This is a genomic window from Thiohalomonas denitrificans (assembly GCF_900102855.1).
Lineage (GTDB): Bacteria > Pseudomonadota > Gammaproteobacteria > Thiohalomonadales > Thiohalomonadaceae > Thiohalomonas > Thiohalomonas denitrificans.
Genome location: NZ_FMWD01000007.1, coordinates 1 through 14,700, shown reverse-complemented (window position 1 = coordinate 14,700; position 14,700 = coordinate 1). Strand labels below are relative to the sequence as shown.

15 protein-coding genes are annotated in these 14,700 nt (G+C 59.7%); 6 read left to right on the top strand and 9 right to left on the bottom strand.

Annotated elements, in window-relative coordinates; genetic code table 11:
- Nucleotides 1–66 precede the first annotated feature (66 nt).
- The 4 genes from BLP65_RS11510 to BLP65_RS11495 all read right to left on the bottom strand — a co-directional run bounded on the left by BLP65_RS11510 (nucleotide 67) and on the right by BLP65_RS11495 (nucleotide 4,192).
- Entirely contained in the window at nucleotides 67–681 is a 615-nt protein-coding gene (locus tag BLP65_RS11510) for a response regulator transcription factor (protein WP_092997181.1), read from the bottom strand.
- On the bottom strand, nucleotides 671–2,473 hold the full coding sequence (locus BLP65_RS11505) for a sensor histidine kinase (RefSeq protein ID WP_092997178.1): 1,803 nt from the start codon (nucleotides 2,471–2,473) through the stop codon (nucleotides 671–673). Before BLP65_RS11505 ends, BLP65_RS11510 begins: the two co-directional genes overlap by 11 nt.
- Nucleotides 2,474–2,588: 115 nt before the next feature.
- Complete coding sequence (locus tag BLP65_RS11500; protein WP_092997175.1) at nucleotides 2,589–3,260, bottom strand: DUF6064 family protein; 672 nt, start codon at nucleotides 3,258–3,260, stop codon at nucleotides 2,589–2,591.
- Complete coding sequence (locus tag BLP65_RS11495) at nucleotides 3,260–4,192, bottom strand: aldo/keto reductase (protein WP_092997172.1); 933 nt, start codon at nucleotides 4,190–4,192, stop codon at nucleotides 3,260–3,262. The genes BLP65_RS11500 and BLP65_RS11495 overlap by 1 nt, the downstream gene beginning before the upstream one ends.
- A gap of 174 nt (nucleotides 4,193–4,366) precedes the next feature.
- On the opposite strand from BLP65_RS11495, the gene BLP65_RS11490 reads away from it, so the two are divergent.
- A complete protein-coding gene (locus BLP65_RS11490) occupies nucleotides 4,367–5,575 on the top strand; it encodes a TraB/GumN family protein (protein ID WP_092997169.1) in 1,209 nt (402 codons plus the stop codon).
- A 78-nt stretch (nucleotides 5,576–5,653) separates the two neighbouring features.
- Entirely contained in the window at nucleotides 5,654–6,178 is a 525-nt protein-coding gene (locus BLP65_RS11485; protein ID WP_092997166.1) for a phosphate-starvation-inducible PsiE family protein, read from the top strand.
- Nucleotides 6,179–6,230: 52 nt separating this feature from the next.
- On the opposite strand, the gene BLP65_RS11480 is transcribed toward BLP65_RS11485, so the two are convergent.
- The gene (locus BLP65_RS11480; RefSeq protein ID WP_092997163.1) at nucleotides 6,231–6,521 is read right to left on the bottom strand and encodes a hypothetical protein; all 291 of its coding nucleotides are present in this window, start codon (nucleotides 6,519–6,521) and stop codon (nucleotides 6,231–6,233) included.
- Nucleotides 6,522–6,634: 113 nt separating this feature from the next.
- On the bottom strand, nucleotides 6,635–8,029 hold the full coding sequence (locus tag BLP65_RS11475; protein ID WP_281180212.1) for a sodium-dependent transporter: 1,395 nt from the start codon (nucleotides 8,027–8,029) through the stop codon (nucleotides 6,635–6,637).
- Nucleotides 8,030–8,170: 141 nt separating this feature from the next.
- On the opposite strand from BLP65_RS11475, the gene BLP65_RS11470 reads away from it, so the two are divergent.
- From BLP65_RS11470 to BLP65_RS11460, 3 genes are all read left to right on the top strand, one after another.
- Nucleotides 8,171–9,412 (top strand): Lcl C-terminal domain-containing protein, encoded by a 1,242-nt coding sequence (locus BLP65_RS11470; RefSeq protein ID WP_092997160.1) that lies wholly within the window; start codon nucleotides 8,171–8,173, stop codon nucleotides 9,410–9,412.
- A gap of 111 nt (nucleotides 9,413–9,523) precedes the next feature.
- Complete coding sequence (locus BLP65_RS11465; RefSeq protein WP_092997157.1) at nucleotides 9,524–9,895, top strand: nuclear transport factor 2 family protein; 372 nt, start codon at nucleotides 9,524–9,526, stop codon at nucleotides 9,893–9,895.
- A gap of 370 nt (nucleotides 9,896–10,265) precedes the next feature.
- Complete coding sequence (locus BLP65_RS11460; RefSeq protein ID WP_092997154.1) at nucleotides 10,266–11,822, top strand: methyltransferase regulatory domain-containing protein; 1,557 nt, start codon at nucleotides 10,266–10,268, stop codon at nucleotides 11,820–11,822.
- A 283-nt stretch (nucleotides 11,823–12,105) separates the two neighbouring features.
- Here the strand turns inward: BLP65_RS11460 and BLP65_RS11455 are convergent, their stop codons facing one another.
- Both BLP65_RS11455 and BLP65_RS11450 read right to left on the bottom strand, forming a co-directional pair.
- Nucleotides 12,106–12,372, bottom strand: a complete 267-nt coding sequence (locus tag BLP65_RS11455; protein WP_139181495.1) for a hypothetical protein — start codon at nucleotides 12,370–12,372, stop codon at nucleotides 12,106–12,108.
- A gap of 40 nt (nucleotides 12,373–12,412) precedes the next feature.
- A complete protein-coding gene (locus tag BLP65_RS11450; protein ID WP_217631977.1) occupies nucleotides 12,413–13,543 on the bottom strand; it encodes an Lcl C-terminal domain-containing protein in 1,131 nt (376 codons plus the stop codon).
- Nucleotides 13,544–13,651: 108 nt separating this feature from the next.
- Here BLP65_RS11450 and BLP65_RS11445 point away from each other — a divergent pair, with 108 nt between their 5' ends.
- Nucleotides 13,652–14,077, top strand: a complete 426-nt coding sequence (locus BLP65_RS11445) for an AF1514 family protein (protein ID WP_092997144.1) — start codon at nucleotides 13,652–13,654, stop codon at nucleotides 14,075–14,077.
- Between the two features lie 281 nt (nucleotides 14,078–14,358).
- On the opposite strand, the gene BLP65_RS11440 is transcribed toward BLP65_RS11445, so the two are convergent.
- Nucleotides 14,359–14,700: cupredoxin domain-containing protein (locus BLP65_RS11440; RefSeq protein WP_175452546.1), on the bottom strand; the 342-nt coding region annotated here is incomplete at its 5' end.

The window sequence follows — 14,700 nt, the reverse complement described above, 5'->3', positions numbered from 1 at the left end:
CAAGGCTAACCCCCGTTACAATCACGAGGGTATTGTGGTTAGCCGCAGGCGTATTGTGGTTTTTACTTAAGGGGTCCCATTCGTGGCGGAGAGGTAGAGTCGAATCACGTCCCCGACGCTATGGGCATCCAGTTTTTCCATCAGATTGTGACGGTGAACCTCTACAGTCCGGAGGCTGATACCGAGCTCCCGGGCAATACGCTTGTTTGGTTCGCCAGCCGCAACCAGCTCCAGCACCTCGCACTCCCGCGGTGTCAGCGACTCCAGCCGGGCAGCGGCCGAATCGCGTTCGTCCTGCCGCTGGTGCCGACGCCGGGCCTCTCCTGTCGCCGCCTGTACCCGCTCGAGAAGTGCCTGACCATTGTAGGGCTTCTGTACGAAATCGAAGGCCCCGACACGCATGGCCCGCACCGCCATCGGCACATCACCGTGGGCTGTTAGCAGGATTGCCGGCAGGGAGGGATGACTTTCGGCCAACCGCTCCAGCAATTCCAGCCCACTCATTCCCGGCATGCGCACATCCAGGATCAGAACTCCCGGTTCACCCCGGTAACCCTCCAGAAAAGCCTCGGCAGAGCCGAAAGTCTGCAGCGGGAGCCGTAGCGTCTCCAGCAACCATTTCAACGAACGGCGCATGGCCTCGTCATCATCCACTACGAATAGCGTCGGCTCAAAGTTCATGATCGTCTTTCGCCACGGGCAGCGTGAATTCCAGGGCAGCACCACCGTTCGGGGCATCGGCCACCGCCAGCCCACCACCGTGCGCCTCGATAATACTGCGGCTAATGGAAAGGCCCAGACCCATGCCTTGCGGCTTGGTGGTAAAGAACGGCTCGAACAGATGCTGCCGCGCTTCTTCACTCAGGCCGGGACCGGAGTCCATCACCGTAACGCGAACACCATCGGCTACGCGGGCGGAGATGACCTCGATCTCCCTCCGCTCGCACTCGGCCTCCTCCAGCACCTCCAGTGCATTGCGCATCAAATTCAAAACGACCTGCTCGAGCTGAATCGATTCACCGCATACCCGTGGCAGCGACGGCGCCAGAACGGTCCGCAAAGCCACGTGATGCCGATGCGCCTCCGGCGCAAACAGTGAAACCGCCTCGATTACCGCATCATTCAAATCGATCGGTACGGGTCTTGGCTCCTCCTTGCGAAGAAAACTACGCAGCCGGTGAACAATGGCCCCTGCGCGGGCCGCTTGAGTGTCGATCTCCCGCAGTGCATCGATCAACTCCGGTGCGGCTTCCTGTTGTCGCAATCGTACCAGACACCCTTCGGCGTAGTTGCCGATGGCCGCCAGCGGCTGGTTGACTTCATGGGCCATTCCGGCCGCGAGTTCACCCACGGTATTCACCCGCGCTGCGTGGGCCAATTCCGCCTCCCGCTGGCGGATAACCCTCTCCGCCGCTGCCTGTTCCTGCATCGCCTGTTTCAACCGTTCGTTGGCCGCAGAAAGCTGGGCAGTGCGAACCCGCACCTGCTGCTCCACCCGAGCGGTATGCCACACCATCCATACCGCCGACAGAAGCAGGCCCAGCAGCCACGGCCAATAGCGTCGAACCATTTCCACGGGTGTCATCTGTGAATCACGGCTGTAGGGCGGCAGCTCAAGACGGCGAAACAGGTCGTGGACCGGCTGATAATCCACGGGGATGGTCCAACCCGTGAAGGCGGCCGGAGCTTCATCTGATTCGAGGGCAAACAGTGCCTGTGTCACCCGTTTCGCCAACTCGCGTGACGTGTCCCGGGCCTTCGCGAACGGCCAGTCCGGATAGAGGGGAGTCGAAGCGGTGCAACGGAAGCCGTAGTGGTTTTGCGGCGCCAGCACCCGCAATTCTCCCGGCGGCAGCTGTCCCTCGACCACCATCCTTTCCAGCAGACAGGCCCGCAGGATACCGGCGTCTGCTTCCCCGGCAGCGACCGCATGGGCCACACGGTCCATGGGGAAACCGATGAAACGAAGCCGAAGGTCCCCGGGTTCAACTCCGGCTGCCCGCAGCGATGCCTCCGCCACCTGATAGCCGCCGAACGCGCCGCGGTCCACGGCCAGCAGAGAATGGTCCTTCAGATCATCCAGTTCTTGCAGAGCCTGATTGTCCCGGCGTACGACCACAGCCGAGCCAATGCTGTAATTCGGGTCATCGGTGATGCTCGACTCTACAGTGGCGATGCGCGAGATACCGTATGCGGCCTCCAGCTGCACATAATTGCCGGGATTGGTGAGTACGAAGTCCAACTCTCCGGCGGACAGCGCCGCATCCAGTGCCACAAAGTCGAGAGGCAGCAAGCGAAATTCCCGGTCGGGAAGGGCCCGTCGCAGGTATTCAACGGTACCGCCCCAGGTCTCCATCACCTGCTCGGCGCCGCGATAGTTGAGGACCCCGATACGTACATCGGCGGCAGCCAAAGAGGAGGCGAACAGAAGCGTCAAAAGGCCAACGCGGATAAAGTTCGCTCTATTTTTCATCGTGCGCCATTCTAATCGAATCGAACTCGTGGCTCACGCGAAAATCGATCGTTCCAGGCCCGAGCGTGAAACCACCGATGGCCGGCTATCGGTCATTGAACAGGTGCTGCAAAGATCAAAGGCGCGGCACCAAGCTGCGCGCAACCATTGCGGCGAAGGCGACCAGCGCAGCAAAAATAACACCCGCACCCGAGTCCGCCTCCATGACCCAATAAGTGGCACCACTGATCACACACCACAGCAGTGGTCCCAGGGCCAGCATCCAAGTGCTGCGGCCAGAGATCATCAACAAAAGGCCGAGAGTACCAATAGCGGTCGGGTCCGGAGTAAGCAGAAACAGTTCAATTGCCTCCCATTCACGACCCGATAAAATTCCGATCAAGGGGTGGCCCACTGCGGCATAAAACAGCAGCATGGCTCCAACGCCTCCGACCGCATCCGTACCCCAGGCAAAGCGCAGCCGACCCAGGGTGCCAGCAGTGATCAACAGTAGCCCCTGAAGTGCGAAGCCGACAGCAAACCAGGGTGCAGCCAGGAATATCTCGGCGTAGTAACGGAAAAAGAAGGCCCAGGCAATGAACAGCCAGGCGGCACCGAGTACGCCGGCAATCCAGCGGCTTTGCCGCAGCCCGCTGTCGCGGGTGACGACGAACATCCAGATCGCGACGGAAAGAGCCACTAAATGGCCCGGCCACAACATTCCGTTATAGCGCTCGAACAACCGGAAATAGACCTCCGGCGTGAACATCAGCAGGTCGTCCAACCGGTAGCCCTGCCACTCGCCCATCACAGATCCCGGACGTAAGCCGATATGCGCTCACGCATCGCCGCATCGGGCAGAGAACCGGTGGCGGCACCCATATTTTCGCGCATATGTTCAACCCGGGTGGTTGCGGGTATGACACAGGTGACAACCGGATGGGAGACAATGTACTTGAGCAGGAGCTCCGGCCAGTTGCGGCACCCGCACTCCGCCGCCCACTCCGGCAGCGGATGGCGCTGTACCTTGTTGATCAGCGATCCGCCTTGATAGGGACGGTTGGCAATCACGGCGATATTGCGTTCTACTGCCAACGGCAGGATGCGCGATTCCACTTCACGATCGACGGCGTTGTAGGTCACCTGAACAAAATCGATAGGCTGGCTGCGCATGATCGCCTCCAGATCCTTGTGCCGGCGGCCGTGGGACGTGGTGATACCAACATAACGGACCCTGCCCTCCTCCTTCATGGCAAACAGCGTCTCAAGATGCTCTCGCCAGGCCACCAGGTTATGCACCTGCAGCAGATCGAAACGATCGACACCCCACAAGCGCCGCGACTCGGAAACCTGAGAGGGGCCTTCGGCCCCCGATGAGGTCCACACCTTGGTAGCCGCAAACAGGTCCGGCGGATAACCGAGCTTCTCCAGGCCATAGCCGAGCACCGCCTCCGCCGAGCCATACATGGGCGAGGAGTCGATCAGTTCACCGCCCAGCTCAAAGAAGGTGCGCAGTACCTCGGTGCGCTCATCACGCAGGAGGGGGTCGGTTCCGACGTTGAAGGTAATCCAGGTCCCCATGCCGATCACAGCGAGCGGTTCGCCCGTACCGGGGACAGGTTTGGTGTTTACCGGCCGTTCCCAATTGGCACCAAAACCGCTGGAGATCCCGCCGAGAGCGATGGCACAACCCAGCGCGCCGAGAAAGCGTCGTCGTGACAAGGGGGCGATTAAGCGCATCGGTACTCCTCGCTGAAGCCGGCTGGCAAGGACAACAGCAATCTTGCCATGCAGAAAGAATACATCTCCATACGGCTTTCACGCCTCCATTCACCCGCAATCGAAACGCGGCGGTTGTTTCCCCCTGCACGGGTGGTCGATAATTCCCCTTAGCCATCACAACTCCCGGAACCCATGCCTACATCCCTCAGCCAGGAACCCATCCGCGTCATCCGGCGCGGTAATGTCGAATTCACCCTGCTCGGCACTGCCCATGTCTCGCGGGCCAGCGCCGAAGAGGTCACCAGGCAGCTCGATGGAGGGCAGTATGATGCGGTGGCCGTGGAACTCTGTCCCTCCCGTCATGCGGCATTGACCACACCCGATGTCTGGGGGCAGACCAACCTCTTTCGGCTCATCCGCGACGGCAAGGCGGGGATGCTGGCCGCCTCCCTGGCTTTGGGCGCCTATCAGCAGCGTCTGGCCGAGCAGTTTGGCGTGGAACCGGGGGCGGAGATGCGGGCGGCGGTGGAGCGGGCGCTTGCCCACAGCATTCCCGTGTTGCTGGTCGATCGCGACATTGGCATCACGCTGAGGCGCACCTATCACGGTACGCCCCGCTCGCAGAGGTTTACCCTGCTGGGCGGGCTGTTGGCCAGCGTTCTTTCCCGGGAAAAGGTGAGTGAGGAAGAGATAGAACGGCTGAAAGAGGGTGATATCCTTGAAACCACTTTCGCGGAATTCACCGAGCGCTCCGCCACACTCCAGGGACCACTCATCGATGAACGCGATCGCTACATGGCAGCCCGCCTGTGCGAAGAAACCGCTGCGGGGAATTACCGCCGGGTACTGGTAGTAATCGGGGCCGGTCACTTAAAGGGACTTGCCGATTATCTCTCACGGGGTGAAGGATGTACCGATCCGCAGGCGACAATCGCAAACCTGGAAACCCTCCCGCCGCGTGCACGCTGGCCGCGCGTGCTGCCCTGGGTCATTGTTGCGGTCGTACTGACCGGCTTTGCCATCGGTTTTTCGCGCAGTCCGGAACTCGGTGGACTACTGGTATGGGAATGGATCCTCATCAACGGCACGCTGTCGGCCGTCGGCACCCTGATCGCCGGCGCCCACCCGCTGACCATTCTTACCGCCTTTATCGCGGCGCCCTGGACCTCGCTCAACCCGATGATCGGTGCGAGCATGGTCGCCGGGGCCGTCGAGGTGTGGCTGCGCAAACCGCGTGTGGCCGATTTCGGCACCCTGCGCTCCGATGTCACTTCGCTCCGGGGCTGGTGGCGCAACCGCGTCTCACGAACGCTGCTGGTGTTCTTTCTGGCGGGCCTGGGCTCCTCTTTGGGAACCTACCTGGCCGGCTTCCGGATATACGACCACCTGCTCGGAGGCTGAAATGAACCCTCCCGGGATGCGTAAACTCCAACCACTTGCACCGAACTCGCTTTCCCCGCATAGCCAGGAAACCGACCCATGAAAATCAATCGTCGCCGGGAAGATACCGAAGAAAACGATCACGCTTCACTGACCACTGACCAACAGGATCCCCTGATCAAGGTACTGCATCAGGTAATCAGCTATGCGGTACGCGCCCTCTCGGTACTCATGGCGCTGGTGATCCTGTGGGGGGTTGTCGACGTGGTGTATGTGCTTTATCAGCGGCTGGTCCAGCCACCCTTGCTCATGCTGGAAATCCAGGACCTGTTAGCAACATTTGGTGCCTTTCTGGCCGTACTCATCGCCATCGAGATCTTCATCAACATCACGCTCTACCTGCGTGACGATGTCATCCACGTCAAGCTGGTGATTGCCACCGCACTGATGGCGGTGGCACGAAAAGTCATCGTCTTCGACTACCAGATACTGGATCCGGGGTATATCTGGGCAACCGGTGCATTACTGATTGCACTGGGTATCACCTACTGGCTGGTTGCCTGGAAACACCCCCGGAAAGTGCTACTGCGACAAGAGTACGAGGATGAGCCCCGGGATCGATAATCCACCGACCAGCGACCCCGTGTGTGCATCGCCGGCTGGATCGGTGGTGACTTCAGGAGTCGGAATCGATGACGTAATCGTCGCGACCGGAGAGGATCCCTTTCAGTTTTGCCGAACCGATGATATGCAGGACGAAACCTGAACTCGCACAGAAGATCACACAGGCCAGAAGACTGGCATGAATCGGATCAATAGGGGATTTTGGCGTATAGATAAATAGCGATACCAGGCAGCCCGCAGCCAACAAATAAAACAGCAGGGCAAAGCCGAAGGCTATCTGCTGGCCGGTGGTACGCCCCACGCCGCGCTGGGCGCGCAGGGGAAGACCTAGTAGTGAAGGCATGAAGGGCTCGAGTGCTGGTGAAATGGACGTCAAGTGTCTCACAGATGGCCCGAAGCAGCATTGAGCTGAATCAATTCCTCGGGCACCAACCTCCGCCGCCTGCACTCCGGCCGTCAAGGCACCAGATCCAGCTGTGCGAAGGCGTAGGTCAGCACAATCCAGATGCTCATCACAAGCGGAAGATATCGCCCCACCAAATAAATGCGCCACTCCCACCACCGAGTTTCGGTGCCCAGTACGGTACGGATCCGATGCGGCGGAATGAACCAGCAAAACAGCGCCGCGCCGACCACACCCGAAAAGATGATGACATTACCACCGGCCAGTCGATCCAGTACCTCAAGCACCGGTTCGCCGGCGATGGTCCACTCCATGGGGGTAAAGCTGAGCGCGGAGGCACTGCCCAGGATCAGCATCAGCGCAATCACGATAGAGACGGCGGCCCTGTCACTCAGCCGGAACTCTTCGGCCACTGCGGCCACCACCACCTTCAGGCCCGCCAAACTGGAGCTGAACGCCGCGGCAAAGAACAGGCCAAAAAACAGAATCGGCAGCCAGGCACCGCTACCCATCTCGTCGAATACCCGCGGTAAAGTGACAAAGGCCAGCTGACTCCCCTCATCGGGCGCCATGCCGAAGGTGAAGACAAAAGGAAAGATCATCCATCCGGCCAGCAGCGCAACGGCGGTCTCCGTACCGGCAACCACCAGACAGGCGCGAGGCACGTGGGTCTTGCGGGGAATAAAGCTGCCGTAGGTGACCAGGTAACCCTGTCCAATCGCCAGCGTGTAAAAGGCCTGCCCGAAAGCAAAGGCCCACAACGTGCCATCGGCGAGACGGCGCCAGTCCACCTGGAAGAAAAAGTCCTTGGCCTCACCCCAGCCCGGTGTCCGGCTGGCGACAATCACCAGCCCGACGATCACTACCAGCAGGACCGGCATGAGGATCTTCGACAGCAGTTCAATGGCTTTGACACCCCGGACCAACACGAATCCTGCCAGCATCGCTACCGCGAAGAAGTACCAGAGCGAGTTGTAGCCGGCGCTGAAGTCATCGAAGACCTGGGTCTGCCCCCGCACGGCATCCACCGTGTAACCCAGGGTCCAGCCGGTAATGACCAGGTAGTAGCTGGTGATGACCAACGTGATGAACACGACGAACCAGCCGTATACCCCGCCGAAGCGCCCTACCTGTCGATAGGTGTGCACCGTATTACCCTGGGAAAGCCGTCCGGCGGCCACCTCCAGAATCATGATGGGCACCACCACGACAAACAGGGCCAGCAGATAGGCAACAACAAAGGCGCCACCCCCGTTTTCACCCATCATGTAGGGGAATCGCCACAGGTTGCCGAGCCCGACGGATGCGGCCGCCATGGAGGCCACAAAGGCCGGCTCGGAACTCCACTGCCGGCGGGACTCACGAATGAATTCATGCTGATTGGCCAGGGGAAACCTCCTCGCGGAATATCGATGGACACCAGAATTCAGGTGTCTGTTTTCTGCCACAGGTAATCAGCCATTGGGTTTTTTGTAAACCCCCGAGAAGCTGGCAAAAAGCGTCTCCTGTGCTTTTCTCACAGCACGGCCACCACGCGGATAGCGGTTCGGCCAAAAGGAATTGGCACTTTCGTGAGTGATGGGGGACCCATGAGACCATTATTCTGGCTTGCTACTGTACTTTTACTGGCCTCGCCCGTTCCGGCTCTGGCAGCCGATGACCTTTCGGAGGATTTCGACTTCAAGCCGGCCCCTTCGGACGAACCGGGCGGCGCCGCGTACACCTGGCATGAAGCCCTGGACGCGTGCGAAGAAAAGGACATGACCCTGCCATCGAGCGCGGACATGGCAAAGATGTTCTGCCATGCCGATCTGGAACTCAAAGAGATTGTCCCCGAGTTCCCGCAGGTCGACGGAGGCTGTGTGGAAAGCGGGGCGACCGAAACGTTTTCCAACCTCAGGGAAAAGGGACGCTACTGGTCCTCATCCCGCCATAACGAGGGGGTATTTCGCTACGTCGACTTTTTCGATGGGCAGATCGGGTATTACGGCAGCGACGAAAAGCTGCATGTGCGCTGCATACTGCCCGGCGATCGCGAACGGGAGGGGCAAACCCCCTTTCCCTACGACATCAATGATGTCGACGAAGAGGCTTTCAGGTACATCATCGATACCATATCCACGCTTTATACGACTGCTTTTGCCGACCATGGAAAGCAACTCATCATGGATCAGCAGTGGGAAGATCAGAAGAAAGGAGCGGTTTCCTGGCTGATGGAGGAGTATGACCGGGAAAAGAAGCAGATCAACCAAATCCGCGAGATTGACCTGAATGGTGGATTGGCCCGCCACCCGATGTTGAATCGGGATGCCTACGCCATGGTCATCTGCCATGAAATAGGACACCACCTCGGTGGCGCACCGCACGCACTCGGGGCCAGTTCGGAGGGACAATCGGATTACTTCGCCGCAGCAAAGTGCATGAAACGCTACCTGAAGGTGACCAGGTATCGTCAGCACCAGACCGAACCGCTACCCGACGAGCTCGAAGCCGTTTGTACGGCCAATTACCACGCAAGCGACGAACGCACGGCTTGCCGGCGAAATATCCTCGCCGGACTCACGCTTTCCCGATGGTTTGCGTACACCAGGGAGATGGATCAGACGGAGCTTACACGGCGTGATACCCGGCAGCGGCCCACCACCCTGGTACACGGCTACCCGAGCCCCCAATGCCGCCTCGATACCTTTATCGCCGGAGCCCTGTGTCCGGTCGACGAGGAGGCCCCGTTCTCCGATGACAGCGTCCGTACAGGCGCCTGCACCCGGGAAGCCGGATACGAACAGGAGGCACGCCCCCAGTGCTGGTTTCGCATGGAAGATGCCTTATAGAGCGCCCGGCAGCTCCCTCGTAGCCGATCCAGAACGCAGTGTTTGCCCCCTTGCACTCGGTACATTCTGGCTTAGACTCAGGGTCATCCAATGCATGGAAAGGAGGCTGTCATGAAAGGGACAAGTGAGATGGTTTGCAGTACGCTGCACAGCGCAATCGAAGGACACGATCTGGACCGGTTGCTCAGCATGTACGACGAAAATGCCGAACTACGGGTCATCGATCACAGTCACCCCCCAAGCAGCCCTTTGGAACTCAAAGGTAAAGATGCCATTGGGAACTACTATCGGGATATATTCAGCCGGCAGCTGAATCACCGCGTGACCCGGGAACTAGCGAGCGACGGAAGCCTGGCCTTTTCCGAGGAGTGCGAGTACCCGGATGGAACGCAGGTGTTTACCAACGGCTTGGCCGAGCTCAAGGACGACAAGATCATCCGCGAGATCGACGTGCAGGCATGGGACGAATCACCCAAGCACTAAATGAAGAACAGCGAGCGGGCTTTCACAGCCGTTCGCTTTACCATCTGCGAGACTCGTCGAGACGCGATACTCCTGAATCTGGCTGGACTTGCCGGTTTGGGGTAACCGCCCGCACTACTTTTCCCATCCGCAATATAAGGGCACTTCTATTAATTCTTCATTCCCGCGAAAGCGGGATTCCAGCCGTTTGATTTTACTAGGCTCCCCGCTTTCGCGGGAGTGACCGAAAAATGACTTTTTTAGAGGTTCCCATAAGTCTGCGTTCACCCTGTCTCTGTCTTTCCTGGCATTTGCAATTCCTCTGCGTTCCCTCGATTATGATTCATTCTGTCCATCGAACCGGAGCCTCTGAAGGCCCGCACGAAATCCCATGAGTTACGACGAGATACCCTACGAAAGCAGCCCGTTCCCGGAGACACATCCCAATTTTCTCGCCACCGTCGCACGCCTTTTCGGCGTCGATGCCGCCCCTCCGGACCAGTGCCGGGTTCTGGAACTGGGCTGTGCCAGCGGTGGCAATCTCATCCCCATGGCCTTCCGACTGCCGGACGCACACTTCGTCGGCATCGAGCTTTCCGCTACCCAGGTAGCAGACGGGCAGCGGCTGATCGCACAGGCCGAACTCCCCAACATCGAATTGCACCAGGGCGATATCCTGCAGTTCGATACCGAGGGCGAGGGCTTCGATTACATCATCTGCCACGGGGTCTACTCATGGGCTCCCGAAGCGGTACGCGAACGCATTCTCGCTATCTGCCGCGGCCGATTGAATGAAAATGGCGTTGCCTACATCAGCTACAACACCCTGCCGGGCTGGCACATGCGCGGCATGCTGCGGGAAATGCTGTTACACCACACCCGCGAGCTGGAGTCCCCGCAGGAGCGACTGGCCGGAGCGCACGAGTTGCTGGGTTTCCTCGATGGCTCACTGGAGGGTAGCGACGCCCTGCACGGGCGCTATTTGCGCATGGAGATCGACCGCATCCGCGGCAATCATCCCAGCTATCTCTATCATGAATACCTGGAGGAGATTAACCAGCCGTTTCTGTTCTCCAGGTTCGTGGAGGACGCTGCCAGGCACGACCTGCGCTACCTGTGTGATACCGAACTGCACTCCATGTTCGCCTCACCTCTGGGCGAGACTGCGGACCAGATGCTGGGCTCCATCGAGGATCCCATTCAGCGCTGGCAGTACACCGACTTCCTCACCAACCGCAATTTTCGCCAGAGCCTCCTGTGCCGATCCGAATCCCGGGTGGCCCGTGATCCGGATCTGGAGCGATTCAACGGCTATGCCTTCCATTCCGATTTGAAACCGCCGAAGAAGCTCGACCTGCGCCGCGTTAAAGCAGCACCATTCACCAGCGCAACGGGCGAACGCGTGCAGGTGGCCCATCCGCTCACCAAGGCCGCGCTCGCGCATCTCGACCGCGTGTTTCCCGACAGCCTGTCATTCGAGGACCTGGTATCCGTGGCGCAGCGGCAGGTGACAGCATCGGGTGGGGGCGCCGCAGCGGCACAGCTCGATCACCTGACCAGTGAGCTATTCAGCCTCTTCGCCCATCAGGCGATCGGAGCTGCGCCTTCGCCACACACGGTGTTCCACCAAATCGAGGAGCGCCCGCGCGCCAACCGCCTGGCCCGCGTCCAGGCGGATGCCGGAATCGGCCACGCCGCCGGATTCCACCACACCACGGTAGGGCTGGACCCCTTCAGTACAGTGCTGCTGCAACAGCTCGACGGCACGCGGGATCGGACCGAGCTGGTCAGGGAGTTGGCACGACGCTTCGAGGAGGACAGCACCCTGAGTGCCCTGGCAGGCAACCAAACAGGGGAGAAGTTGAGACAGATGATTTCCGCCAATACCACCCGTATGCTCGAACTGTTTGCCAGGCAGGGACTACTGGAGCCCGGAACAGCGGCCTAGAGCATCGATCAGATACCAATGCGGCGAGGTGCAACTCATTGATTTTGTGGCCGTCGGCCTCAGGAATGCGGCCGTCGAGCCTACAGGGATGTATTCCTGGCATCCCCGAAATCAATGATTGCACCTCGCTCGGGATTCTATCTGTTTGGTGCTCCAGGAGCCTGTCCGAAAACATCGTTTTTTGTAGGTTGGGGTGAGTTATGCGAACCCAACGCTGATTTTGTTGGGCTTCGTTCCTCAGCACCAACCTACGTGCTGGAGACCCATCGCCACTTCTCGGAAGTTACTGCAGCGCGAGCATGATCGGCGTGATCAGGCCGCCCGATGCGATCAGCAGGCCGTTCTTCAATGCACGCGACGCGGGGTAGCGGGAACTATCACGCGTCCCCTTTGCGAGTCCGACTGCAGTCGTTGCCGCCAACCCGATCATCGCAGCCGTCTCCTGGGGGTAACCGACAAAGCTCAAGGCCAGGCCGGTCACACCGCCAATAAAGGCACCGGCAGCGAAGTGCATGGCATTGGGGTCTGCCTTGAAAGGATTGTCGCTCATGACCTCGAGCATACCACGCGCACGGGGCCCCCGGGAGCGTCTACAGAGCAGTACAACTTTCGCGGTAATCGTTGAGACCGGAGTCGTGCACACCCGGAGATGCGCCATCGCGGACCGCCATTACCTGGAAATGCGGATCCCGCTTCTGCCCAACGCCGATCGCGCCCTTGGCCATGTAGAGGGCCCAGGCCCAGTCCGGTTCATAGACGCTGGTGGTGGCACTCCAATAGCCCTCTCCCAAGTCGTCGAAGTTCGCCCCGGCCGGCAGTGCCGGGTTGCTGTGGTCACAGTCCACCAGCAGTTCGAGCTCGTTTACGTTGGGAAGCCGCCAGGGCTTGCCCTCTTTCACCCGTAACCGCTGTACGGCCTCTAGTGCCTGCTGCCAGTTCACTGCGCCTTGTGCCAAATCGGCATTGCGATGCCAGACCAGCCCGGCAAGCCGGTCGAACAGCGCATCGCCCTCACACACAAACCGCGGTTCAGGCCAGGTGCGACCCATCCGGTGTTCACCGTCCTGACCAGAGCCACTGCAGGGAATCGGGCGGCCTGCCTCATCGTAGCAACGGGTCTGTCCCGTGGCACTCAACAAGCCGTTGCCTTCGCCCCGCACCGGCCAGACCATGAACGACTGGTCCTTGCCGCCGTAGAACATTCGTCCCCCATCCATGTGGACATACCACGCATGGGCAGGGCTGATCGCAGCACTGGTGCTACTCCAGTACCAGCCCGGAAACAGTTGGGTAAAGGGATGCCCCCGGGGCAGTGCGGGGCGATGGGTCTGGTAGCTGAGGAGGCTGCGCAGCTCACGCCGGTTCGGTAGTCGCCAGTCGCTGTGCCCAAGCCCCACGTCCGCCACAAACTCCAGGGCCTCCTCCCAGGTTAGCGGGAACTCTGCGAGGTTGGCATTTTGCGTCCAGGTCAGGCCCGTCAGGTGATCAAGCACGGTTTCCGCCCCGGTGACGAACCGTGGCTCCGGCCACGCTGACCCGGCACCAATTTCCGCATCCTCCCCCCAGTCACAGGGACGCGGACCACCTTCGGTGTCATAACAGAGTCGCTGGCCCGTTTCAGGATAGGTGTCCATGGTAACGATATGGGGCCGATCCGCTACACCACAACTCAGGGACACGCCGAGTCTTATGTTCGTCTCGGCGAGCATGCAACTTGACATCGACCACCGCCATGATATGTGGCGCTTCGGACCACTATTCGCGGCTTTTGACAGGGGCGCAACAGGGAACTAATACATGGACACGAATCCAATTTTTAGAGGTGCCTGATGAAACAGATTGACATCAATGTCCGTGGTATGGAGATGGGCTACAAGACCGCAAGCATCATTGCCCAGGCACTGGCTGCAACCATGGAAAAGGTACCTACAGTAGTCGCCTGGCACGACAAACCCCATGCCAGGATGTCCCCGAACATCGAAGGGGGCGATATCAATAGCCGTTGGCACGACTACGGTGAAAGCTTCGGAGGTGAATTCAATATCACCATCAATGGCGAATACGACTTCATCTTCACCGATTCGGAAAACTTCGACACGGTGGAATCGACGGCTTTCCGGATGGTCAAGGACTCCGAGGGACACGAATATATGTGCCAGGCAAACCTGCTCCGCGACCCGAACGACCCGGGCAAGACTTGCGAACAGGTGGACAAGGAGCGTGGCGCCTATGGCGGCCACGGCGGCTACGCCTAGGAGCCTGTCCGAGAGCGCAGATCCACGCAAGTTTGCGATCTCCGCCTAGGTCGGGCTTTAGCCCGACCGCGTCGGACTGAAGGCCGACCTACATCAGCGATATTCGGCTTCGAAAGCTCGCCCATCACATCCAGGGTGATCTCTTCAAACTGCAACAGCTTGCCGCCGTACTCCGCGATAAACGCCTCCGCCTGCACCAGTTGAGTGAGTCCAGGTTCATGGATTGCCGAATGCGGAAGGGTAAAAAGCCCTCCGGGCCGGATGACGTCAGGAGCATCTACTCAGGCTTCGACCAACATGCGCCCGCGCATCTCCATGTGCATCGCATGACAAAAGAAGGAGCAGTAGTACCAATGGACCCCCGGCTGGTCGGCGACAAACGTGACAGAGGCCGTCTGCTGCGGACTGATATTAAAAGAAACGCCATGATTGGTCATCACGAAACCGTGGGCCAGATCCTCGATGCGGTCCAGGTTGGTGACCACCACGGTCACTTCATCACCCTGCTTCACCGTGAATTTGTCGATACCAAACACGGGCGCCACTGAGGTCATGTAGACGCGCACCTTGTTACCGTCGCGAATCACCTTGTTGTCCGCCTCCAGCGTAACGCCATCTTCCTT

Coding starts and splice junctions, on each gene's coding strand:
- BLP65_RS11510 (WP_092997181.1), bottom strand. CDS start 681: ATGAACTTTGAGCCGACGCTATTCGTAGTGGATGATGACGAGGCCATG.
- BLP65_RS11505 (WP_092997178.1), bottom strand. CDS start 2,473: ATGAAAAATAGAGCGAACTTTATCCGCGTTGGCCTTTTGACGCTTCTG.
- BLP65_RS11500 (WP_092997175.1), bottom strand. CDS start 3,260: ATGGGCGAGTGGCAGGGCTACCGGTTGGACGACCTGCTGATGTTCACG.
- BLP65_RS11495 (WP_092997172.1), bottom strand. CDS start 4,192: ATGCGCTTAATCGCCCCCTTGTCACGACGACGCTTTCTCGGCGCGCTG.
- BLP65_RS11490 (WP_092997169.1), top strand. CDS start 4,367: ATGCCTACATCCCTCAGCCAGGAACCCATCCGCGTCATCCGGCGCGGT.
- BLP65_RS11485 (WP_092997166.1), top strand. CDS start 5,654: ATGAAAATCAATCGTCGCCGGGAAGATACCGAAGAAAACGATCACGCT.
- BLP65_RS11480 (WP_092997163.1), bottom strand. CDS start 6,521: ATGCCTTCACTACTAGGTCTTCCCCTGCGCGCCCAGCGCGGCGTGGGG.
- BLP65_RS11470 (WP_092997160.1), top strand. CDS start 8,171: ATGAGACCATTATTCTGGCTTGCTACTGTACTTTTACTGGCCTCGCCC.
- BLP65_RS11465 (WP_092997157.1), top strand. CDS start 9,524: ATGAAAGGGACAAGTGAGATGGTTTGCAGTACGCTGCACAGCGCAATC.
- BLP65_RS11460 (WP_092997154.1), top strand. CDS start 10,266: ATGAGTTACGACGAGATACCCTACGAAAGCAGCCCGTTCCCGGAGACA.
- BLP65_RS11455 (WP_139181495.1), bottom strand. CDS start 12,372: ATGAGCGACAATCCTTTCAAGGCAGACCCCAATGCCATGCACTTCGCT.
- BLP65_RS11450 (WP_217631977.1), bottom strand. CDS start 13,543: ATGTCAAGTTGCATGCTCGCCGAGACGAACATAAGACTCGGCGTGTCC.
- BLP65_RS11445 (WP_092997144.1), top strand. CDS start 13,652: ATGAAACAGATTGACATCAATGTCCGTGGTATGGAGATGGGCTACAAG.